The organism is Huintestinicola butyrica (genome assembly GCF_025567215.1).
In the GTDB taxonomy this organism is placed as follows: Bacteria; Bacillota; Clostridia; order Oscillospirales; family Ruminococcaceae; genus Huintestinicola; species Huintestinicola butyrica.
The window spans coordinates 1-23,005 of the sequence record NZ_JAOQKB010000012.1; the positions used below are offsets into that span (position 1 = coordinate 1).

The following is a 23,005-nucleotide window of genomic DNA, read 5'->3' on the forward strand; positions in this document are numbered from 1 at the left end:
AAAGCGGGCATTCCCCCCTCTCTCCTACGGTTTCTCCTCTGCACTCCTCTTCCCTACCCTCTCACCCCCACTAAGCCCGCTTTTACAGTTTGGCTTTAACTTTTAGCTTGTCTCCTGTCCTGTATCGAATATTGTTTCGTGCCTTTCACCGCCGCCCCGCTCATTTGCGGTCTGGCGTTTAGATATCAAGTATCTGCTGTTCGTTTTGCTTAGCTCTGCGGTGGGGATTGGCTATATTGTTTATCATAATTTTAATAACTATATCTGTGAGCAAACGGAGTTGGCAGGTAAACTACTTTTACCACTGCGGCAAGGGCAACCAGATGGCTCCGCCCTCAATGGACTTCCTAAACCCTTTACCTTGCCCTCATTTGTGCATACTTTTTAATAAGTTCGCTTGACTGCAAGCAAAAAAGCCATAAAAGAATAGTATGCTTCTTCTATGGCTTTTGCATTTTATATTATAAAATGTTATCTTATAAAATGCGTCCAGAGATGTTCTTCCTTTTCGGGAAGCCCATATTTCTCTTTTCCCAACGCAATGCTCTTCATAAGGAAACTCATGTTCCTTGCAAGCACCCTCATGGTCTGCCTGCCCTCTTCGTCCATCTCCGCCTGACCCTGTTCTCTGCCGTGAATGCTGTTCCAGTACTGGCTGGAAGCAATGGGCATATTGGAAATGGTAAAGAACTTGTTCAGCTCGTCAAAGGTTGCGGAGCAGCCCCCACGCCTTGCACAAACTACGCTTGCACCTACTTTCATACTCTTGTCAAAGGGCGTGCTGTAAAACAGCCTTGTAAGACAGGCGATAAGTGTTGCGTTGGCGGAAGCGTAGTAAACAGGGCTTGCCACAACAAGTCCGTCTGCTTCCTCAAACTTTGGCGCAAGCTCGTTCACAACGTCGTTGAACACGCACTTGCCGCTTTCACGGCAGTATCCGCAGGCAATACAGCCACGGATATCCTTGTTGCCTACCTGCACAACCTCGGTCTCCACGCCCTCTTCCGCAAAGACCTTTTCCATTTCACGTACAGCTACAGATGTGTTGCCGTTTACTCTCGGACTGCCGTTGATGATAAGAACTTTCATTGCTTTTCTCCTCCCGATATCAGTTTTGCTCCAGAATATGCCCGCCTGTGAGCATAGGATAGCTTATAAGCTCTGTGCCGTCGATGTTCTCGCTGTGGAGCTTTACGGCGGTTATCTGATGATTGTCGTAGGTGGTGTAATAATATATTCCCTTGTCGGCGTTGTAGCAGGCGGTGTAAATGGTTATCTCGTATCCGCCCTTTACCTCGCAGCAGCCCCTCTGCTGATCTACCGAGCCCAGGATATGGAAGAACTGGCTGACGCTTTCCGCCTCACCGCTGCCCGAGCGGGAGTTCATTTTCACAAATGCGCAGCGGACAAATCTCGACTGTGATGACAGGTCGCCGGGAAGCCCCAATCCGCCCATACCACGGCTGTAGGTCGTAAGGTCAAGTGCATCGGAGAATGTGTTGCTGGGATCCTTGGGGGACAGGTGCATATAGTTATTAAGATTGAAAAGCTGCCTGTCGAAAGGGGGATTGTTGGTAAGCACGCCCACAGGATCGTCATATATTTTCAGCCCGTCCTTTACTGACTCCACAACTATCGAGCCTGTTTTGTCCGAAATTATCCAGTGGAGCTGTGCTGTGGGAAGCTGAGGGCTGAACGGCTCGTTTGTAATGTTTATCCTGCCAAGAAGCGCCTTTGCTTCGTTAAGGTCAGCGCATTTGCTCAGTATCCATGGGATAAACTCAAACTGTGGGATATTATCCTTTTCGGCGGCATTATCAAAATAATATGCGTTGCCCACGAAATTCAGTCCTGCCATGGCAAGGCCCTTTTCATTGGCACCGTCATAAAACAGGGGACAGCCCCCTGCCACATGAGCCGTGCCGATGATGGCGTAATGCTCGGAAAGCTTCCCAATGTGCCTGAATTTCAGGGGGAAGTTCCTTGGCATAATAACTATCTCCTCGCCGTAGGACATTTCATAATCGAGAGTTCTGCCGAAATAAAAGTTGTCGGTCTTGTAAGAAGCGGCTGTACACATATAATCATTCCTTTACTTATCTTATATAGAAACATATTCGGGGTCGGTGTTGTATTCTGTAAAGTGCTTATCCACCTGCGCACGGTCAACGTTGTCGCCGATTACGATAAACACGGTCTGACCGTCATCAATGGGGGCGATCTCCAGCTTGTCCGAAAGAGCGTTTATTTTCAGCCAGCCGCCCTTGTCGTCCTGGGTGAAGCCCTTTATGCGGTAGATATGTCCGCACTTTTCATCTGCGAAAATGCCTTTTATCACCTGAGGCAGCAAAGCTTCCTTTATCCTTATGTGCATGAAATAATGGGTCATGCTGCGGATATCCTCCTGGCTGAACATCTTCACATAGCTTTCGCTGCGGTAGCCCGAGGTCATAAGCTTGTTCATATCATCAGCCGTAAGAGCATCCCATTCCTTTGTTACCATATCGGCGGAGGAAAAGCGCCTGCGGCAGCCGATATATTCAAGGGAGCGGTTCAGGTGGGCGATGATGCTCTCCTCCCGCTGACTGAGCTGGTCTGCGGGAATGGTGCTCACCTTGCTCATAAGCAGCTTTCCACAGCAGGAAGCCTCGGAAGCGAGCAGATATTCCATCTGGTCGGAAAGAGTATCCTCCAGCTGTGCATCTACAACAGAGAAGATGTTGCCTATTCTGAACCAGTTGTCAAGAGGCGGCTCATAAAGGGTGTCAAAGAACTCATCCATATCAAAAATACCCGAAGGCTCCATTATAACACGGTCAAAGTGCTGCATACCGAGGGCGATGAGCTGGGTCTTGAAACGGCGCTTGTGGCAGTCGGGGTCGCCGCCGCCCGATATCATTTCCAGCTGGCAGCTGTCGCATTTAAGGTCTTGGAGTATCATCATATCAACATTAACAGCACCGAAGTCATTTTCGAGAATGGCGATCTTCTTGCCGCTGTCGATAAGGTGGCGGGCATATTTCCTGATAAAGGTGGTTTTTCCCGAGCCGAGGATACCTGTGATAAGATCTATTTCAGTCATAATAACATCTCCTTATATGTTTCGGTTGCTTATTGCTTATTATACCACGTTTTTATAAAATGTTCAATAGGGGACAACGGGTTAGGGGCAGCAGCCATTTTTAAATAACCTGTTGAAATCCTCACCGTAATGTGATATAATAAATATAACTACATTTTTGAAAGGAATGTAATCACTTGAAAGGCTATAGAATAAGTATCCTGCGCCACGGACGCACCGAGGCAAACGAAAAAGGTATATATATAGGCAAGACCGACCTGCCCCTTTCCGAAGCGGGCAAGGCACAGCTCAAGGAGCTGTATGAGACCCACGAGTACCCCAAGGTACAGAAGGTCTATACCAGCCCCCTTGAAAGAGCGGTTCAGTCGGCGGAGATACTCTTCCCCGACCGTGAGCTTACCGAGGTAGATGACCTGAGGGAAATGGATTTCGGCATCTTTGAGGGTCTAAAAGCCGAGGATCTTGTTAATCTTGACAGCTACAAGAAATGGCTCAAAGGCGGCCTTGACAATCCCCCACCCAACGGCGAGAGCCTCAGAAATATGATGGTTCGCTGCTATACAGCACTTAATGCCATTATCCTTGATATGATGAACGAGGGCATTACCCACGCAGGCGTTATGACCCATTCGGGTATCCTTATGAATATGATGTCCTGCTTTGGTCTGCCCAAAATGAAGCCCATGGAATTTGCCTGCCCCGTAGGTCACGGCTACGAGATAATGGTAACGGCTCAGATGTGGCAGCAGAGCTACTGCTTTGAAATTCTTGGAAAGATCCCGGGCTATCAGGCTGTGGGATATAACGACGCCGGGGAGGCTTTGTTCGATTATGGCAACGATGACGGGGATTCGTGATCTGAAAAAACGCTCGTCCGAGCTTTTCCGCAAGTGCTGGGCGGAGGTAGCGTTCATATCCCTATTGCAGATGGGGCTTTTCCTGCTCTTCTATGCGGTGATAATGCTGCTTGGCATAATAACAGGCGCTTTGCAGACGGGAAGTATCCTGCCGAAGTTCAATTCGTTCCCGCCCAATTTTATCATCGGCTCGGTAATACTCATACTGATATATTACATCAGCACCGCCCCACTTATGCTTGGAATACGATGGTATTACTGGCACGCAGCGGAGAAGAATGTGATGCCCGTATCATCGGTGTTTGCGGGCTACCGTTCCACCGAATATGCCCTGAGCCTTATAAAGCTCAAGGTCATAACCGATATGCGCAGGCTCACCCCCGCAATAATTTCGGCAGCCTGCATGGCGGTAACAATATCAATTACCAAAAAGCTGCTTACATACCAAATGTCTGATACGGGCGCTTTTCTTTTAAAAGTCGGCTGTGCCGTGGTATGCGGCGGACTTATACTGTTCTTCCTTATTTCGGGAATGCAGTACGTCCCCGTGGGCTATCTTCTGGCGGATAATCCCGATGCGGGTGCGGACAATATCATAAAACTCAGCAAAAAGATAGTTTCCAAAAAGTACGCATATATGATGATGCTTTATGCCTCTTTCATAGGCTGGTATGTCATCTGCATCGCAGGCTTTCCCGTGCTGGCGCTTATCCCCTATCTGTATATGACCTCGGCTGTGTTCATAAACGACAGCATCGAGCAGATAAATTCGGAGATAACTCCCGAAAGCATCGAAAACGAGCAGAAGCAAAAGGAGAATATGCCTGTTGGATAAGTTCAGAGAGCTGGAAATTATCTGTGAAAGCGAAAACACACTTGAAGCCCTGCTTAAAAAGCGGGGCTTTTCACGGCGGCTCATTGTCGCAATGAAGCGCACCGAGGGCGGCATCACCCGAAACGGCGAGCTTTGCCGCACTATAGACAAGGTATTTGCAGGGGACAGAGTGCTTCTTAAAATCCCCATGGGCAGCGGGAACGATATTGTGCCCAACCGTGAACTAACCGTGCCCACGGTGTATGAGGACAGCGACCTTATCATATACAATAAGCCCGCAGGCATGGCAGTTCACCGTTCTCACGGGCATTATGACGATACGCTGGAAAATGTCTTTGCGGCGCAGTTGGATATGCCGTTTCGTGCAGTCAACAGGCTGGATAAGGACACATCGGGGCTGTGCATTGCCGCCAAAAACAAGCTGGGAGCGGATATGACCGTCACCGAAAAGGTGTATTACGCCGTCTGTGAGGGAATCGTCTCAGACCCGCAGAGGATAGACCTGCCCATAGGCCGTGCCGACGGCTCGGTGATAATGCGTGAAGTCCGCCCCGACGGAAAAAATGCAGTCACTGTAATAAAGCCGCTTAAATGTATGAATAACTGCACCCTGCTGGAAATACGCCTTGAAACGGGCCGCACCCACCAGATAAGAGTGCATCTTTCCCATATAAGCCATCCCCTGGCAGGGGACGATATGTACGGCGGAAGCCGAAAGCTTATAGCACGTCAGGCTCTTCACTGCGGAAAAATGAGCTTTATACACCCCGTAAGCGGTAAAAATGTCACCGTTTCGGCGGATATGCCCGAAGATATGACTGAAATTATACGAAAGGAAATGTTATGAAAGCTAAGGATATCGCTCTTCTTTGTACAGCCGCCGCAGGTGCGGGAGCTGCTGCAGGTGCTGCGCTCACATCGGCTCAGACTTCAGGCACGCAGAAAAAAGCTCAGCAAAAGGCACAGCCTGCAACAAAAAGCAAAAAAAGCCCCGAAAAGCCTGCAAGCCGTGAGAATGCACCAAAGCCTAAAACCATAGAAAAGCTCAGGGTTGCGGAAATCGTGCGTGTGGATACGGACAGCTCCCCCAGACTTGTCTGCTCGGATAACGACCGCAGGTCTGCCGCTGTAATATATGGCGCTGAAAAGGACTGCCGTGCATATATGCTCTCGGAAGTGACCGACGATGCGTCACAGAATATACAGGTGCAGGAGTTCCGCTGCCCCACAGGCGTAATAGGTGCCGAGGTGTCGGAAAGCGGAATGTTCTTCATCACCGACAAGGGCGGAGTTATGGTCTATTCCGATAAATCAAAGGAGCCTGTTTTCTGCGGACTTACCGACCCCGAATATATCTGCTCAATGAACGGAAAGTTTCACATTTTCTCCGACTGCCTGATGTACGTCTGCGGCAGCTCAGGGGAGATTGAAAAGACCGTCAGCCTGGGAGCGCTTATCGAGATAACAGGCAGCGATATATGCGATGCTGAAAATACCGACGGCGGATTTTCTGCGGCGGAGGTCTCGGTGAAAAAATGCCTTCCCTTGGGAAAAGCTTCCTTTGCGGCAGTTATAACAGAGGATCACCGCTCATTCCTTATGCACTCGGAGGACGGGGATTTCTACAGCTTTGAAAAAACATACGAGGACATTTACGACGTGTGCGTTTTCGGCGGATTTGCATATTACCTCTGCGGACTGAAAGAGGGATATGGCATAATCAAAACAAAGATAACCGATAAAAAGTGCGAGACTGTGGCAAAATATACGCTCTGCGGGAAGGAAAATCCACCTGTAAAGCTGTATGGGGGACTGTACGGCATAGGAGTGCTTTATGCGGACGGAACAGTAAAGTTCCTGCTTCCCGAGATAGCTTCCGAGAAGAAAAGGGAAAAGTGCCGCAGGGAGCTTAAAATACTCAGTACCGCATTTGAGAATATCCATGCACAGGATATTTTCACATTGGGAGAGAGAACAGCATATCTCAGCAACGGAGAGATATTTGCTGTGAAATGATCATAGCATAACTATATTCAAAAGACTGCCATAGCCCGGCAGTCTTTTTTTAGTTAAGGGGCATATTAAAAAGTTCGCACAAATTCACTTTTCATTTTAATATGTCCGTACCTAATGCAAAGGAGACACCACCGGGTGGGAAGTATTAACCAAAGGTTAATTATACTAATCACCAATAAAACTATAGACAAAAAATCATCGCATAATCCATATACGCAAGATTATGCTCAATTTTTTGTATAGTTTTTAATTGGTGCTTAGTATTAAACTAAAGCAAGGGCAAAAAGCGGCATTCCCCTTCCCCCCTGATGGTTTCTCCATGCCTTGAAAAAGGCAAGCACTCATCTCTTCCTTGAACCCCCCATTCCCTGCCGTTTTTTATCCCCCCACATTTTGCTTGCCGCCGGAGACCTGACCCCATTCATCTATTTGTACCTTTTTCTATAGCTATGTTTACGGATTTTAATTTCACTCAGTTCTTTTATTTGGAGTTCTTTTGTTTATTTGAGAGCAAATTTATAAGAATGTCCTCTCCCTTGTATTATCGGATTTTATGTGCTATATCGAGTATATGCGGTTAGTTTTGCTTAGCCCTGCGTGATGATTTCCTATATCGTCCGCAAAAATCCAACCCCCAAGGTATATAAAAATATATATGAGCCATATAATATTTGTAACTATATGCAAAACTATTGACAAGAATGTCTTTATATGTTATCATATGAACAGATGAACATATGATAACATATAAAAGGAGAGACAGAAATGAAAACATTCTGGGATAAAATAGCCTGTCTTTATGATCTGGCTGAATTTACAAATAAGTCGGTAAACGACCAGATGGCAAAGGCTGTGGAAAACGAAATACCCCAAGGGGCGCTGGTCCTGGACTGCGCCGCAGGCACGGGAGCGCTTTCAATGGCCGCCGCAAAAAAGGCAAAGCACGTCACCTGCACCGATATGTCAAAGGAAATGCTCATCGAATCTATGAAAAAAGCCCGTCGGCTGGGAATATACAATATCAGCTTTGCAAAGCGTGATATGACCGCCCTGAAAGATCCCGACAACAGATATGACGCCGTTATCGCAGGCAATGTGATACATCTCCTCGATGACCCGCAGAAGGCTTTCAGCGAGCTGATACGTGTTACAAAGCCGGGAGGAAAAATAATTATCCCCACATATCTTCAGGCGGAGGCGGGAGCGTTCAGGCTCCTTATAAAGCTTTATAAGCTTATGGGATTTGATTACAGCAAGGCGTTCACTGTTGACGAATACCTCAATTTCATCGCCGACAACGCCGAGGCAAACGGCTGTGCAGAGTATTCCACAAGGTATATCCACGGAAATGTTCCGCTGGGCTTTGCCGTGATAAAAAAATAAGGAGGGTCTGCAATGGCAGAACAGAACAGAGAAGAATTTCTCTGCGTCCATGAGGACGTGGTAAACAAGGTAATGGCGCAGATGCCCCCCGAGGAAACTCTTTACGATCTGGCAGAGCTTTACAAGGTATTCGGCGACACAACACGCATAAGAATACTGTATGCTTTGTTTGAATCGGAGCTTTGCGTAAACGACATGGCGCAGCTTCTGGGTCTTAGCCAGACGGCGGTGTCACATCAGCTGAGAGTGCTAAAAAACAACAAGCTGGTGACCTTCCGAAAGGAAGGAAAGATAGTGTTCTACTCACTTTCCGATGACCATGTAAGAAGCATCATCGAAACAGGTATGGAGCATATCGAAGAGCAGTGACGCTCATAAAACTACAGCCAAAATCCGCAAATCATCTGCGGTAAAAATAAAAATTATTTTAAAGGAGATATTATTATGAAAAAGGTATTTAAGCTTGAGGATCTTGACTGCGCAAACTGCGCCAAGAAAATGGAAAACGCTATTAACGAAATTGACGGCGTTGAGTCCGCAACCGTAAGCTTTATTTCTCAGAAGCTCACCATTACTGCAGATGACGCACGCTTCAACGATATTATGAAGGAAGCTGCCGCACGCTGCAAGAAGATCGAGCCTGACTGCACTATCGTAATGTAAGGGCGTGAAGCTATGACCAAAAAGCAGAAGAAAATGCTTGTAAGGATAATAATCAGCTTTATTATCCTTGCAGGCGAAATGATATTCTTCCATGTTTCGGGTGTGGATATCGGCATATGGGAGCTTGTGGCATATCTTGTGCCCTATCTCATCATCGGATATGACATTCTGCGCAAGGCAATACTGGGCATAATCCATTTGCAGGTGTTCGACGAATGTTTTCTTATGACCATAGCCACTATCGGTGCATTTGCCACAAGCGAATACTCCGAGGGAACTGCGGTAATGCTTTTCTATCAGGTAGGCGAGCTGTTCCAGTCCTATGCGGTCAATAAATCAAGAAAATCAATCACCGAGCTTATGGATATCCGCCCCGATTATGCCAATATTGAAAACGAGATCGGCGAGCTTGAAAAGGTTGACCCCGAGGAAGTGGAATGCGGCAGTGTTATCGTAATAAAGCCTGGCGAGAAAGTTCCTCTGGACGGCGTTGTTGTATCAGGCACCTCCACTGTCGATACCTCGGCGCTCACAGGCGAATCAATTCCCAGAAACGTAAACGAGGGCAACGAGATAATAAGCGGCTCCGTGAACCTTTCGGGCATTATCCGTGTAAAGGTAACAAAGGCGTTCGGCGAATCCACAGTTTCAAAGATACTGGAGCTGGTGGAAAACTCCCAGGAAAAGAAGTCCAAGAGCGAGAACTTCATTACAAAGTTCTCCAGATATTATACCCCTGCCGTTGTGATCGGCGCAGTGCTGCTGGCGGTCATTCCCTCGATAATCACAGGCGACCCCAGAACATGGATATACCGTGCAATGACATTCCTTGTGATCTCATGCCCCTGTGCGCTGGTAATTTCCATACCACTCAGCTTTTTCAGCGGTATCGGCGGAGCTTCCAAGGCAGGCGTGCTCATCAAGGGCGGCAACTATCTTGAAGCACTTGCAAGCGCAGGGATCGCAGTTTTTGACAAGACAGGAACCCTTACAAAAGGCTCCTTTGAGGTAACAGCAGTTCACCCCGACAGCATCGACGAAACAGCTCTGCTGGAGATCGCCTGTCTGGCTGAGTGCTATTCCGACCACCCGATCTCGCTTTCACTCAAGCGTGCATGGGGCAAGGAATGTGATACATCACGCATAAGCGGCGTTACCGAGGTGGCAGGTCAGGGCGTTAAGGCTGTTATCGACGGCAAAAATGTTGCAGTCGGAAACCTGAAGCTCATGAATGCCGTAAATGCCGAGGGCGCTCACGATTGCCACAAGACAGGTACAGCCGTACACGTTGCCGTTGACGGCGTTTACAAGGGACACATCATTATCTCCGACTCCCTCAAGGACGGCGCAGCGGAGGCTATCAGAGACCTTAAACAGCTTGGCATCAGAAAGACTGTCATGCTCACAGGCGATGACCGCAGAGTCGGCGCTGATTGTGCAAAAACTCTGGGTATCGACGAATATCACGCAGAGCTTCTCCCCGCAGACAAGGTTGACTGCGTTGAAAAGCTCCTCAGCGAGAAGCAGGAAAAGGAAACTCTCGTATTCGTGGGCGACGGAATAAACGACGCTCCTGTTCTCACCAGAGCGGATATCGGCATCGCAATGGGCGCTATGGGTTCGGACGCTGCCATTGAGGCTGCGGACATCGTTCTCATGGACGATAACCCACATAAGATAGCCACAGCCATGAAGATAGCCCGCAAGACCATATCCATAGTTCACCAGAACATAGTATTTGCGCTTGGCGTAAAGGCACTGATACTTATTCTCGGCGCACTGGGAATGGCGGATATGTGGGGAGCTGTTTTTGCAGACGTTGGCGTATCTATAATAGCGATTCTCAACGCCATGAGGGCTATGAGAGTTGCCAAGGAAGCAAAGTGATTTTGAAAAATTTAAAGTGGCTGTTGCAATAAAATGCAGCAGCCACTTTTTTATTTACCGATAAAGGAATTTATAAAAAATCAGCACAAATGAGAGCAAAGTAAAGGGTTTAGGAAGTCCACTGAGGGCAGAGCCCTTTGGTCTGACCTTTTTATTATTTATTCTTATTATCCGCAATTATTCCCAGCAGGCAATTTACTATATCCTTTGACTGCTCTTCCGTAAGGGCAGTGTATTCAAGGGAAGTATCCGCCGCATCTGAATCGTCCTGCTCATCTGCATCGCTGAGAGTTATCTTGCTTCCGTTATCCGATACCTGCCATCTGTAGGTAAGCTTCAGCGCATAGTTATCGTCGTAAAGACAAAGGTTATCCTTATCAATGCTCCAGATATAATCGGCAGTATCGGCGGAGCCGTCTGATTTTACGGTTATAAGCTCCAGTGAGACATCTGAAATATGGATAGCTTTTGCCGAGCCGTCATTATAAGCTGACCAATATGAATCCTGGAGCAGCTTTGCCGCCTCACACGCCTCCGATGTCTGCTCAAAAGCCTCCTGCACCTGATCGGGAGCAATATCCGTCTGGGTCATTACAGCAAATTCGTTGAGGATAAGCATATTTTTCTGGATATCATATGACAATGGTATCTCCAAAAGCTTTTCGGTATTGGCTTCATCACGGTATATGCGCAGGGTATCGTCATTTACCGCCCAATATCCCTCCGTGACAGAGGTATCGTTGTCGGCAAAATAAGCCTGATTGCCGTTAAATCCCACAGCATAACGGTTTGCTCTGTAGTCAGTTCCTGCCCAGAGGGTGCCGTCAAGGGCAGAAGATAGGCTTTTTTCTGCTGTATCGGAGCCTGAGGTGGCAGCGGAGGCCTTTTCTGTCTCGGAAACGGTTGTGTCCTGAGCAGATATATCAGATGCGGTATCAGCGGAGCTGTCGTTGATGTCGCTGCCATTGCTGTTATCGCTGCTGCCGTTGCTGCCGCAGGCGGTAAACATTATCATAGCTGAAATGACCGCAAGAAAGGTTATAAAAGCTTTTTTCATTTTAGCATCTCCTTGACAGATGTTTTATGTCACTATACATTATACTTGATTTTTTCGCAAATTCAATCGCTTTATAGGAAAAATTACGTCCTCTTAACAAAAATCCCAGATTGCGCCAAAAATAAGCCATGGCTGACGAAAATATTATTTATTTTGAACAAACCGCCAAAAGGCTGTTGAATGATTTTTTTATTTTACCTCTTGACAAACGCAGAAAAGTGTGTTATAACTGTATTAAGATAAATAATACAGTTGACACAGGGTAAAGAAAGCGAAAGGAGCATTACAATGACATACGCATTTTATATCACAGGCGAAGCAGTGGGCGGGATATTTGCACTTGCTCTTCTGTCAGCAACGCTCGTAATGCTGGCGGTCAGCGGCATTCATGAAAGCCTGAAACTGGAAAGGAGCACCGAGAATGTTCGATATAGACCTTCAAAGCAGAACTCCGATCTATGAGCAGCTCTACCGACGGGTCACAGAGCTGGTGGTAAAGCGTCAGCTTATGCCGGGAGATAAGCTGCCCTCAGTAAGAGGGCTGGCAAAATCACTGGGCGTTAACCCCAATACCGTCTCCAAAGCGTTCCAGAACCTTGAGCGGGACGGCGTTATATACTCCCTCCCAGGACGGGGCAGCTTCATATCCGAAAAAAAGTCGGATACCATTCGTGAGAACGCCATGGCGGATTTCAGAAAGGCTGCCACCGAAGCTGTGCTGTCGGGGCTGGAGGAGGACGTTATAATTTCGGCAGTAAAAGAGATATACAAGAAAGGAAGTGGCGGCAGCAATGATTAAGCTTGCAGGCGTAACAAAAAAATTCGGCGATTTTACCGCTCTCGACAACGTTGACCTTATGATTCCCACAGGAACGTCATTCGGACTTCTCGGCTCCAACGGTGCGGGAAAATCCACTATCCTGCGACTGCTCACGGGAATATACAAGGCAGAGTCGGGAAATGTTACCGTTGACGGTGACGAGGTGTTTGACAATACCGACATAAAGAGCCGTGTGTTTTTCATCAACGACGAAACAGTCCAGTTCGGTACATATACCGTCAAGGAGCTGAAAAACTATTACAAGGGCTTTTATCCCAAATTCTCCGAGGAGGTATATCAGGAGCTGCTGAAAACCGTAAAGCTTCCCGAGGATAAGCGCATAGACCGCTTTTCAAAGGGTATGAAGCGCCAGGCGATAGTTATAATCGGCCTTGCCTGCTGCACGGATTATCTTCTACTTGATGAGGCGTTTGACGGCCTTGACCCCACCATGCGCATAATCGTAAAGCGTATGCTGGTTGACGCAATGCTTGACCGCAAGCTTACCACCGTCATTTCGTCCCACAACCTTAAAGAGATAAACGAGGTCTGCGACAGCGTGGCGCTGCTCCATCAGGGCAAGATACTTTTCAACCGTGATCTTGATACCATCAAGGGCAATATCCATAAGGTGCAGGCAGTGTTCAACGAGGAATATTCCCGTGAGGACTTTGAAAAGTACGGTATTCTCCACTATGACCGTTCCCAGAGCGTGCATTACATCATAATGAAAGGCTCGGAAAAGGAGATAAGGGAAAAGTTTGCGGAGAAATCTCCCGTGGTGCTTGACCTTATTCCCCTGACGCTGGAGGAAATATTTATTTACGAAATGGAGGGCTTGGGTTATGACGCAGGACAGCTCAGTTAATATGAACGATACAAAAAAGAAGTTTTTCAGCAAGGCAATGCTTCACAACGGCAGGCAGAACGTCATCACGAATTTCAAGCTGATGGTGATAATATTCATTCTTCACATAATGGCAATGCCCATGCTGATCATATCGGCAATGATACAGATGTTCGAAAACGGCAAAGCGTTTGATCTGGACATATATGCTGTTATAGCAGTTTTCACCACGGGAATGGGAGCGGCTGCGGGACTTATCTGCGCCCTCAGCGTTTTCAGCTACCTTTACAAAAAGACGGACGTTGATATGCGAATGGGGCTGCCCATGAGCACCTCACAGCGCTTTGTGTCCGATTTTCTCTCGGGACTGTTCATATACATAGTCCCCTTTGCAGCAGCCCAGATTATCACATGGATACTTATGCTCATAGGACACCTCGGCTTTGACGGAAAGACCTTTTACATCCATTCCAGCGATGACCCCATTGAGGTAACATCTTCATGGACCTGCGACCTGTTCAGCACAGCAGCGCCCTATCTCTGGAGAGGGATAATAGGCGGCATACTGCTTATGATAATGTTCTACACCGTGACCGTGTTTGTGGCTTCGCTGTGCGGAAATATTTTTGAGAGCATAGGCTACAACATTCTGCTTAACGTTCTCGTTCCCCTTGTGGCATACATGATAATAAATGCGGTAATGACAAATGCTGACGGCGTAAGCATTGACAGATATGCCTACAAGGCGATTTCACTCTGCGGACCATTCGGCGGCGTGGCAGGGCTGGTGCTTTCACTGAACGATATCTATTATGAGGATAACAACCGTATTTTTGCAGCATATTATACCTATCCCCAGTGGTGCGGACTGTTCCTGCTGATAACCGTGCTTCTCGGCGCAGGCACATATCTTATCTACCGCCGGCGCAGGGCTGAGGATACGGGAAAGCCCGTTGTTTTCGGAGTATTCTACCACGTTATCCTTACCATGGCAATGTTCTGCATCTGCTATTCATTTATGATAGATGACGGTGCAGAGGTAATTCCCATGCTCATAGTTACCGCAGTGGTTTACTTTGTGTTCCATGTGGTACGCAACAGAGGGTTCGGACATATTATTAAAGGCATTGTGATATATGTCCTCACAATGGGCGTGGCATCAGGCTCATATATGCTCATACGCAATACCGACGGCTTTGGCATAGGAAGCTATGTTCCCGCCCCATCTTCCGTAAAATGTGTTTATATCCCCTACACAGGCTTTAACGACCAGAGCCAGGGAGAGCTTGCTTATTTTGATATTTACGGCAGTGCTCCCACAAAGCTCACTCAGCCCGAAAATATACAGACTATCACCGAGCTGCACAGTGAATATATTGAGAAGCGTAATAACAATGAGCTTAACAATATCTACACACAGCAGCTGGAGGTCGTGTACAGGCTCAAATCGGGCAAAATGGTTTACAGATTTATAAGCCTTGATGAAGATGCTATGGCAAGGTTTATTAAAATGGATACCACCGATGACCTGCGCAATGCAAGGGCAGATGCTGTTGAAACAAAGCTGAAAGAGCTTGAAAAACAAATGGAATATGCAAAGCTCCATTCGCAGGAGTTTTCCGAAAAAAATAAATATGAGAATTATACCGCAGTGCTTTCACCTCAGTGGAAGTATAACGAAAACGGACAGGCGGCTGACGGTTCGGTTTCCGTACCTTACATCACACTCCCCGAAGATTTTACCGATAACCTTGCAAAGGCACTGAGAAATGACATCACAGACGAAACGGAAGAGGAGTATTTCACACCCGAAAAGCCCTCATATCAGCTTTCAGTCGATTATCTTACTCTTGATATCAGCGGCTCATATACCGCAGCACTTGAATATCTCCGTTCCTGCGGACTTGATGCCGAAAATATCACCGATATGACCGAAAGCGTGGCAATGGGATATGTCAATAACCATATGCTGAACTGTGTTTCCGACCTCGGTCTGGCAAGCTATGCGTCAGGCAGGGAGTTCAGAGGCAATGCCGATTTTGCAAGCAGCTCATATATCATGGATTACGTGGACGTCAATAACGACGGAATGTTTGTTTACAACGTAGGCAGCTACTCATTCATCAATGAATATTACGACGATATTGCAAAGCTTCTTGAAGTCAGCCGCAAAAGGTATAAATCCGATGATGTCAGATATACTATTAGCGTGGACGGAACTGTTGCCGCAATTCCTGCGAAGTATAACGAGCTTGCGGAAAGAGTATTCATTCGCTCAGCTGCCGATTGCTTCATTGAACAAGCTAAGGCAATGGACGATACGGGCAATATGTCAGGAACATATCAGCGTTTCCTCAGTAAATTCACTGAATATTACGGCAGGGACAAAATAGTTTCGGCTATTGGGTATTACTATGGCAAGGACGCAGCTTCCGCTATATACGATGCTATGAATGACTTTATCGGTATGAATTTAAATGACACGAATGAAGCTTACTATGATGACTATGAAAACTACGATGACTATGAATATGAAGTCACTGTAGCAGTATCCAATGATGTTGTATATTAAGCACCGTATAAAGGAAAAAACGGCTTGAAAGGGTTTGCGCAGTTCTGTCCACGCTTTTTGCAAAAAGCCAACGGATAAGAAAGGAACAGACCATATGAAGATTAAAAAGTTTGCTGCTCCTATTGCCCTTTGCTGTGCAGCGGTAATGCTTACCGCCTGCGGAGCAAACAACAATAACGGCAGCACCAATGGAACAACAAATGGCACAACAAACGGCACAACACAGAACGGCGTAATGGGCGACTCAGGAAACAACGATCCTCAGAACGGCGACGGAAATGCTATCGGAGAAAATGGCGCACGCAACGGAGCAGAAAATGCCCGTAACGGTGCAGACGGTGCCCGTACCGGGGACATTGACGGCGACGGCTTTATCGAGGACGTAGTTACAGGAGCAGAGGACATCGTTGACGACGCAGTAACAGGCGCAGAAGATATCCTTGATGATATTCTTCCCGGCGAGCATGACAATAATACCATGACCACCACTCAGACAAGATAACATAGCATAAAAAGAAGGCTGCTGCACGGTGCGATTGCACAAGTGCAGCAGCCTTTTGTTTTTTTGCGCATATAAAAGATTTGTGCAAATAAGAGCAAGGTAAAAAGTTTAGGAAGTCCACTGAACGCAACAGCTTTTACATATGCAAAATGTTTGCTGACAGATATCGTTGTAATTAAACCTATGACGTACAATAAAACCAATCCCCACCGCAGAACCAAGCAAAACTAACAGCAGATACTCGATATATAAATGCCAGACCGCAAATGAGCGGGGCGGCGGTGAAAGAGGTTAAGCATAATCAAATAAAGGAGCCAAATGAAGAAAGTTAAGCACAACGGTAAAAGCGGGCTTGGTGGGGGTGAGAGGGTAGGGAAGAGGAGTGCAGAGGAGAAACCGTAGGGGAGAGGGGGGAATGCCCGCTTTTGTAGGGTTTTACTTTCCCCCCTCTCCCATTAGGTGTCTCCTTTGCATTGGTACGGACTTTATAAAAATGAAAAGTGAATTTGACCGTACCTGCGCCTTACGGCGGAAACTGAAACGCAATTTCTGCGAAATTGCTCTCAGTTTCAAGCCGCCTGCATAAAATAGTTTTAAGATAATTTGAGATAAAATGTCTGTTTCACTTGGTTTTGAACTTTTGGTGCAGGCGGCTTTAGGATTTGTTAGTCAGTCGGCTATCAAGTCAATTATTTATACCGTCAGCAAACAGATTTCGCCCTCTGCGGAGGGCGACCAGATGGCTCTGCCCTCTGGACTCCCGCAAGCCTTTCGGGAAAAAGGCTTGACCTAAACCCTTTGCCTTGCTCTCATTTGAGCAAACTTTGTCATTTGTGACACGTTCTCATGTAATAAAGCAAATGCTGCCGCATATCTGCAACAGCATTTGCTATTATTCATCAACAACACAGGTTCCCTTGTTGTCTATGTGCATTTCCTTGACTTCCCAGTTCTCAAGACCCATGTTGTCCAGCGCAAAACGCATCTTTCCGCCAAAGAACTTGTTCTCCGCATCAACTATTGTCATAAGTGTAGGACCTGCGCCGCTTATGTAGGAAGCATATGCACCGTTGGTGTAGGCAATGTCAAAAACGTCCCTTGCGTGGGGGATAAGCTCCATTCTGTATGGCTGGTGAAGCCTGTCGTGAACGGCAGTTCTCAGGTTCTCGTACTTTCCTGTCAGCAGGGATGCAGAGAAAAGCGCCGCTCTGGAAAGGTTATACACTGCGTCCGAATGAGCCACCTCTTTTGGCAGGCAGGCTCTTGCCTTTTCCGTTTTAAGCTCAAAGTCGGGTATCACTGCAATGAATTTCAGCGTGGTGAAAACCTCCTGCTTTACCCAGTGAACGCACTTTCCGTCAAATACTGCGGTAACTATGCCGCCCAGCAGTGCGGGAGCGGTGTTGTCGGGGTGACCTTCTATCTGAGCGGAAAGATTTACCATTTCATCAAGTGAAAGGGGATTGCCCATAAGGTGGTTTGCACCCACAAGACCTGCAATAATGCAGGCGCTGGAGCTTCCCAGACCTCTTGCCATGGGGATATGGTTGGTCTGCTCGATGGTAAGTCCCTTGAAGTCCTTTCCGCATATCTCATAAACAGTTTTTGCGGTGTGGTAGATAAGGTTGGTTTCGTCGGTGGGGACTTCCGTGTCGTCCAGCGACTTTATGTGGCAGCCGTCGGCCTCTTCCATATTCACATAGTTATAGTAGCTGAGAGCAAGTCCCAGCGCATCGAAGCCTGCGCCCAGGTTTGCACTGGTGGCAGGTATTTTAATTTTTATCATATTATCACTTCTTTTCAAATAGTTTTCCTCTAAAGCAAACGGACGGAATTATTCCGTCCGTGATCTTTTTACATATCAAGAAGTCTGATCTTTCCGAGAACGTTAAGCTTTTCTAACTTCTCGGTGATGTTCTTCTCCTTATCCTGTGCAGTGATGAATGCCAGCTCGTCATCAGGCTGACCTTCTCTTGAAAGATATTCCACATCGCCGAACAGAGCAGCCACAGCCGCCTTGTCTGCACCCTTTACACGAACATACATACGTACCTCAGCTTCCTTGTAGTCCTCGATGAAGCTGTTGTCGGTGCTGTCCTCCCACATCTGGGAAAGAATGGTGGTGTTGTGCTTTGCGCAGTCGATAACGTCGCCCAGCACTGCGCTTGCTGTAGGAAGCTTACCTGCGCCTCTGCCGTAGAACATTACCTTGTCAAAGCCGTCGCCGCATACCATGATGCCGTTGAATACGTCGTCAATGCTTGAAAGCAGGCAGTCGCTGCAAACAAATCTGGGAGCCACCATGGGGAGTATCTTGCCGTCGTCAAGCTTCTTTACGGAGCCGATGAGCTTTACAGCGCCGCCCCAGCTCTGAGCATATGCAACGTCCTCGAGAGTAAGCTCTGTGATGCCCTCGCAGTGTACCCAGTCGGGATAAACGTGCTTGCCGAAAGCGAGAGAGGAGAGAATGCAGATCTTTCTGCAGGCGTCAGCGCCCTCAACATCGGCAGCAGGGTTCTTCTCGGCGTAGCCCAGTCTCTGAGCCATTGCCAGAGCATTCTCAAAGGACATCTTCTCGGTTATCATCTTTGTAAGGATAAAGTTTGTGGTGCCGTTGAGGATACCTGCTATCTCTGTTATCTCATTTGCCGCAAGGCAGCTTCTGAGGGGTCTGATAATGGGAATAGCGCCGCCTGTGGAAGCCTCGAACATAAAGTTGCAGTTGTGATCCTTTGCAGCCTTGAGCAGCTCAGCGCCCTTCTTTGCCACCAGCTCCTTGTTGGAGGTGCATACGCTCTTGCCCTTGTTGAGGCAGGCGAGAACGAAGTCATAAGCGGGGTGAACGCCGCCCATTACCTCTGCAACAACGGTAACTTCGTCATCGTTCAGGATATCGTTGATATCCTTGGTGAACTTGTCGGAATAGGGAAGTCCGGGGAAATCCCTGATATCAAGAATGTACTTGAGGTCAAGATCAATGTTGGATTTCTTGTTGATCTGCTCCTTGTTTTTCAGGAAAAGCTCAACTGTGCCCGAGCCAACAACGCCGTGTCCGAGAACTGCAAATTTAGCCATAATATAAACTCCTTAAAAATATTGTACTGTAGTTATGATGGAAGAATTTTATTCTTCACAGAAGAGGTCATTCTTCACGGAAGAGGTCACTCTTCCGATATGAGCCTTGCCTCCACAACGCCCTCAACGCCCAGAACAGCTCTGCGCAGCGAGGGACCGTCCATAGGGCCGCCCGAAAGCTTGACTGTTACCGTGACCGCAGCCGCACCGTCAATAGGTACGCTCTGGTTCAGCGTCAGCACATTGGCGCTGCACTTGTGAAGACAGGCAAGCACCGATGAAAGCACGCCGGGCATATCACGCAGCACTGCGTAAAGGGAGATTATCCTGCCCGTCAGCTTTTCCTCGTAGGTGTAAACGCTGTCACGGTATTTATAAAAGGCACTTCTGGAAATATCAGCCCTTTTGCAGGCGGAAGCGGAGCTTTTCTCCTCCCCGCAGGCAAGCAGGCGCTTGACTTCCATTACTTTAAGAAACACTTCGGGAAGCACGTCGCAGCTGACAACTGCATATTTAGCATCGCTCCCCGCAGCGGGAAGTGTCGATCCGGTTGATTTTTCAACTGTCATACCAATCAGCTCCATATATGTTATATGATGTACATAGCAAAGTCCGTGTTGGAAATACAAATGTACTCGACGTAACTACAATGATAACATTTTTTCCTTCCTTTGTCAAGTAAAATTTTAACCATTATTCCCACCGTACCCATACGCATATTTTGGAGGTATTGCCCACGCATGGGGGCTTCCCGCCGCATATTTTTACAATTTACGCAGAGTATAACCGCTTTTCAACAGCTTTCAACACTCTTTTTATATAAAAGACTGCTGATAACAGGACTTTTCAACGGAGTTTTCAACAATACTTTGAAAACTCCGTTGAAATAGTCCTTATCTGCCATTACGTTCTGTATATTCTCCCTGCATCGGAACATAATAACATTAATAATACTAATCTTCGATCAACCTACAGACAGATCCTCGGCTGAAATAAGCCCATTCTTCGTCAAGCTCCCTTGCCGGGCGGCAAGCCCGCCTGCGGTCGCTTTCCTTGACTGGTCTTATTTCATCTGTCGGCTTTGCCTATAGAGCGATTGAAGATTAGTATAATACGTAAATTTAAGGAGCAGTAAATATGATAAAGGGCGTAAACAAGCGGATACTTGAAGTAAATTTCCCTGAAAGCGAGTATTTTGAAAAAGCCGTGGTCTTTCTGCGTACGGACAAGCTCCCCGGCGGTGTCGGCATGGAAGCGGAAATGAAAATGGCAGAGCTGGAGCGTGAGATATCCGACCCCGCATTTATGTACAGCACCAAAAAGCCCGCAAAAAAAGCGGCGCATATCATCGGTCTGCTGTTCAGACTTTCGGTGATAATATGCGCCGCCGCAGTTATTGTAATGTGCTTGTATCAATAATATTCCACAACGTCGGAAATTTCATCTCCCTTGTAGATAACACGGGGGATACGCTTGGAAATGCCGCAGATGACCTCGTATCCGATAGTGCCGTACATTCCTGCCAGATCGTCCGCCGTGATGGTCTCGTTTCCGTCAGTGCCAATGAGAGTAACGGTCGTGCCTTCCTTTACATCGGGAATGCCGGTAACGTCAGCCATCAGCTGGTCCATGCACACACGTCCGATAATGGGAGCCTTTCTGCCGTTGATGATAACGTGCGCCTTGCCCGAAAGGTTGCGTGCATAGCCGTCCGCATAGCCTATGGGAATGGTTGCGGCGGTGATGTCATGGTCGGCACGGAATATTCTGCCGTAGCTTACATAGCTGCCCGCTTTGAGCTGCTTTACATATGATACAGCCGCCTTTAAGTCCATAACGGGCTTCAGCTCACAGGGCATATCAAGGCTTACGTCAGGCTTCAGACCATAGAGCATGATGCCGTAGCGCACAAGAGTGCTGCGGCTGTCGTAATGGAAAGCGCCGCCTGCGCTGTTGAGACAATGGGTGTGACGGAGTTTTACGCCCTTTTCCTTTATGTATCCGCAGGTCTTGAAGAACAGCTCGGTCTGCATCTCGGTGTATTTTTCATCGTCCTCAGCGTAGCTGTCAGCGGAAGCATAGTGGGTGAATACGCCGTCAAGGATAACACCCTCAAGGCGGCTCACACGCTCAGCCTGCTCGGCAGCCCTGCGGCAGGAGTCATCGTCATAAACGCATATGCCGATTCTGCCCATGCCCGTGTCAATGGCAAGGTGGATCTTTACCTTAACGCCGCACTTGACAGCCTCTTCCGAAAGCTCACGGGCGTATTCCTCAGAAACCGCAGCCTGGATAATGTCATTTTCAGCCAGCTCGGCAGCATATTCCGCAGGAGTGTGACCGAGAATGAGAATTTCGCTTCCGCTTCCGCAGCGGCGGACTTTTTCAGCCTCCTTGATGTTGGAGACAAGGAAAAATTTTGCACCCAGTCCCTCCAGAAAAGGCACGATGTTTTCGTCGTCATGACCGTAAGCGTTAGCCTTTACAACACAGGCGACCTGAGTGTGGGTCTCATCGGTGAGCTTTTTCAGCTCGGTGAAATTATCCTTCAGCCTGTCGAGATGTATTTCAGTCCAGGCTCTTTTCAGAAAAGTTTTCATTATATGTTATCTCCTTTAAAGATGAGAATATTTTTATAGTATTCGTTGGGAGCGGCTGATATGAATTGATAAGAAATCAACGGTGAGCCGCCGAAACGAAAGGTGCGTGCTTTTAATAGCACGGTTCTTTTTATCTCCTATTTTCAGCCTTTCCCTTGCCAATCCCTTTCTCATGTGATATAATAATTCCAATACATACGGAAAGGACAGCGCTATGGATATTATCAGAGAAAAAACAGCCTGCTTTACAGGTCACCGCCCCGAAAAACTCCCCGGAGGAAGCTCCGATTCACCCGAAGCAAAGGTCATAAAAAGTATGCTCTATACTGAAATAACCGCTGCCGTGAATGACGGCTATGATACTTTTATCACCGGTATGCAGCGTGGCATTGACCTCTGGGCAGGGGAGATAGTCCTTTCCCTTGCGGCGGATATGCCACTCAGACTGATAGCCGCCCTGCCATATCGTGACATTGGCAGCAGCTTCAAGGGTGCGGATAAATGGGCTTTCGGCAGGATAATCTCAGCCGCTTCCGAGACCGTGGTCATTTCCGAGGAATACACCAGAGCCTGTATGCAGCAGCGAAACCGCTTTATGGTGGATAACTCCTCCCGCCTTATCGCCGTTATCGCAAATGAAAAAAGCGGCACGGGGCAGACTCTGCGCTATGCCGTGAATCAGGGGTTAGATGTTCGCCGCATAGACATAAACACCCTTTTCCCCGATAAGGATCAGTTGAGCTTGTTCTGATGAAAACACCAGCACGTACTATTATAAATCATTGCCGCAGATTTTTCAAGCCCTGCGG

General features: G+C 47.6%; 23 protein-coding genes. 15 read left to right on the top strand and 8 right to left on the bottom strand.

Annotated features, from left to right (window positions below; genetic code table 11):
• Positions 1-471: 471 nt before the first annotated feature.
• From OCV68_RS11515 to OCV68_RS11525, 3 genes are read right to left on the bottom strand one after another with little or no spacing between them, the layout of a single operon-like run.
• A complete protein-coding gene (locus tag OCV68_RS11515) occupies positions 472-1,089 on the bottom strand; it encodes a flavodoxin family protein (RefSeq protein WP_262572801.1) in 618 nt (205 codons plus the stop codon).
• Positions 1,090-1,108: 19 nt separating this feature from the next.
• Positions 1,109-2,080 carry a choloylglycine hydrolase gene (bsh, locus tag OCV68_RS11520; RefSeq protein ID WP_262572804.1) on the bottom strand — a complete coding sequence of 324 codons (972 nt, stop codon included), beginning with the start codon at positions 2,078-2,080 and terminating at the stop codon, positions 1,109-1,111.
• Positions 2,081-2,101: 21 nt separating this feature from the next.
• Complete coding sequence (locus OCV68_RS11525) at positions 2,102-3,082, bottom strand: GTP-binding protein (protein ID WP_262572806.1); 981 nt, start codon at positions 3,080-3,082, stop codon at positions 2,102-2,104.
• Between the two features lie 176 nt (positions 3,083-3,258).
• Between OCV68_RS11525 and OCV68_RS11530 the strand changes: the two genes are divergently transcribed.
• The 8 genes from OCV68_RS11530 (at position 3,259) to OCV68_RS11565 (ending at position 10,723) form a co-directional block, all read left to right on the top strand.
• Positions 3,259-3,939 carry a histidine phosphatase family protein gene (locus OCV68_RS11530; protein WP_147623090.1) on the top strand — a complete coding sequence of 227 codons (681 nt, stop codon included), beginning with the start codon at positions 3,259-3,261 and terminating at the stop codon, positions 3,937-3,939.
• The gene (locus OCV68_RS11535; protein ID WP_147623089.1) at positions 3,914-4,774 is read left to right on the top strand and encodes a DUF975 family protein; all 861 of its coding nucleotides are present in this window, start codon (positions 3,914-3,916) and stop codon (positions 4,772-4,774) included. The genes OCV68_RS11530 and OCV68_RS11535 overlap by 26 nt, the downstream gene beginning before the upstream one ends.
• On the top strand, positions 4,767-5,621 hold the full coding sequence (locus tag OCV68_RS11540) for an RluA family pseudouridine synthase (RefSeq protein ID WP_262572809.1): 855 nt from the start codon (positions 4,767-4,769) through the stop codon (positions 5,619-5,621). The genes OCV68_RS11535 and OCV68_RS11540 overlap by 8 nt, the downstream gene beginning before the upstream one ends.
• A complete protein-coding gene (locus OCV68_RS11545; RefSeq protein ID WP_262572812.1) occupies positions 5,618-6,790 on the top strand; it encodes a hypothetical protein in 1,173 nt (390 codons plus the stop codon). The genes OCV68_RS11540 and OCV68_RS11545 overlap by 4 nt, the downstream gene beginning before the upstream one ends.
• 765 nt (positions 6,791-7,555) lie before the next feature.
• Complete coding sequence (locus OCV68_RS11550) at positions 7,556-8,173, top strand: class I SAM-dependent methyltransferase (protein WP_262572813.1); 618 nt, start codon at positions 7,556-7,558, stop codon at positions 8,171-8,173.
• A gap of 12 nt (positions 8,174-8,185) precedes the next feature.
• On the top strand, positions 8,186-8,542 hold the full coding sequence (locus tag OCV68_RS11555; RefSeq protein WP_022475664.1) for an ArsR/SmtB family transcription factor: 357 nt from the start codon (positions 8,186-8,188) through the stop codon (positions 8,540-8,542).
• A gap of 75 nt (positions 8,543-8,617) precedes the next feature.
• The gene (locus OCV68_RS11560; protein ID WP_022475663.1) at positions 8,618-8,836 is read left to right on the top strand and encodes a heavy-metal-associated domain-containing protein; all 219 of its coding nucleotides are present in this window, start codon (positions 8,618-8,620) and stop codon (positions 8,834-8,836) included.
• Positions 8,837-8,848: 12 nt separating this feature from the next.
• Positions 8,849-10,723, top strand: coding sequence for a heavy metal translocating P-type ATPase (locus tag OCV68_RS11565; protein ID WP_262572814.1), 1,875 nt, complete (start codon positions 8,849-8,851; stop codon positions 10,721-10,723).
• 154 nt (positions 10,724-10,877) lie between these two features.
• Here the strand turns inward: OCV68_RS11565 and OCV68_RS11570 are convergent, their stop codons facing one another.
• The gene (locus tag OCV68_RS11570; protein ID WP_262572817.1) at positions 10,878-11,780 is read right to left on the bottom strand and encodes a hypothetical protein; all 903 of its coding nucleotides are present in this window, start codon (positions 11,778-11,780) and stop codon (positions 10,878-10,880) included.
• A gap of 288 nt (positions 11,781-12,068) precedes the next feature.
• On the opposite strand from OCV68_RS11570, the gene OCV68_RS11575 reads away from it, so the two are divergent.
• The 5 genes from OCV68_RS11575 (at position 12,069) to OCV68_RS11595 (ending at position 16,521) form a co-directional block, all read left to right on the top strand.
• Positions 12,069-12,242 (top strand): hypothetical protein, encoded by a 174-nt coding sequence (locus OCV68_RS11575; protein ID WP_262572820.1) that lies wholly within the window; start codon positions 12,069-12,071, stop codon positions 12,240-12,242.
• A complete protein-coding gene (locus OCV68_RS11580; RefSeq protein WP_262572822.1) occupies positions 12,202-12,579 on the top strand; it encodes a GntR family transcriptional regulator in 378 nt (125 codons plus the stop codon). Before OCV68_RS11575 ends, OCV68_RS11580 begins: the two co-directional genes overlap by 41 nt.
• The gene (locus OCV68_RS11585; RefSeq protein ID WP_262572823.1) at positions 12,572-13,468 is read left to right on the top strand and encodes an ABC transporter ATP-binding protein; all 897 of its coding nucleotides are present in this window, start codon (positions 12,572-12,574) and stop codon (positions 13,466-13,468) included. Before OCV68_RS11580 ends, OCV68_RS11585 begins: the two co-directional genes overlap by 8 nt.
• Complete coding sequence (locus OCV68_RS11590; RefSeq protein ID WP_262572824.1) at positions 13,446-16,019, top strand: ABC transporter permease; 2,574 nt, start codon at positions 13,446-13,448, stop codon at positions 16,017-16,019. The genes OCV68_RS11585 and OCV68_RS11590 overlap by 23 nt, the downstream gene beginning before the upstream one ends.
• 94 nt (positions 16,020-16,113) lie before the next feature.
• Positions 16,114-16,521 (top strand): hypothetical protein, encoded by a 408-nt coding sequence (locus OCV68_RS11595; RefSeq protein WP_262572825.1) that lies wholly within the window; start codon positions 16,114-16,116, stop codon positions 16,519-16,521.
• An 892-nt stretch (positions 16,522-17,413) separates the two neighbouring features.
• Here OCV68_RS11595 and thrB read toward each other — a convergent pair.
• The 3 genes from thrB to OCV68_RS11610 form a co-directional block, all read right to left on the bottom strand.
• Positions 17,414-18,307: a homoserine kinase gene (thrB, locus tag OCV68_RS11600; protein ID WP_262572826.1), complete on the bottom strand. Its 894-nt coding sequence runs from the start codon at positions 18,305-18,307 to the stop codon at positions 17,414-17,416.
• A 68-nt stretch (positions 18,308-18,375) separates the two neighbouring features.
• Positions 18,376-19,596 (bottom strand): homoserine dehydrogenase, encoded by a 1,221-nt coding sequence (locus OCV68_RS11605; protein ID WP_262572827.1) that lies wholly within the window; start codon positions 19,594-19,596, stop codon positions 18,376-18,378.
• Positions 19,597-19,682: 86 nt separating this feature from the next.
• The gene (locus tag OCV68_RS11610) at positions 19,683-20,165 is read right to left on the bottom strand and encodes an ACT domain-containing protein (RefSeq protein ID WP_022475378.1); all 483 of its coding nucleotides are present in this window, start codon (positions 20,163-20,165) and stop codon (positions 19,683-19,685) included.
• 568 nt (positions 20,166-20,733) lie between these two features.
• Here OCV68_RS11610 and OCV68_RS11615 point away from each other — a divergent pair.
• Complete coding sequence (locus OCV68_RS11615; protein ID WP_022475377.1) at positions 20,734-21,015, top strand: hypothetical protein; 282 nt, start codon at positions 20,734-20,736, stop codon at positions 21,013-21,015.
• Here OCV68_RS11615 and alr read toward each other — a convergent pair.
• Positions 21,009-22,196: an alanine racemase gene (gene alr, locus OCV68_RS11620; protein WP_262572828.1), complete on the bottom strand. Its 1,188-nt coding sequence runs from the start codon at positions 22,194-22,196 to the stop codon at positions 21,009-21,011. The genes OCV68_RS11615 and alr overlap by 7 nt on opposite strands.
• Before the next feature lie 214 nt (positions 22,197-22,410).
• Between alr and OCV68_RS11625 the strand changes: the two genes are divergently transcribed.
• Positions 22,411-22,947, top strand: coding sequence for a DUF1273 domain-containing protein (locus tag OCV68_RS11625; protein ID WP_262572829.1), 537 nt, complete (start codon positions 22,411-22,413; stop codon positions 22,945-22,947).
• The last annotated feature ends 58 nt before the right edge of the window (positions 22,948-23,005 follow it).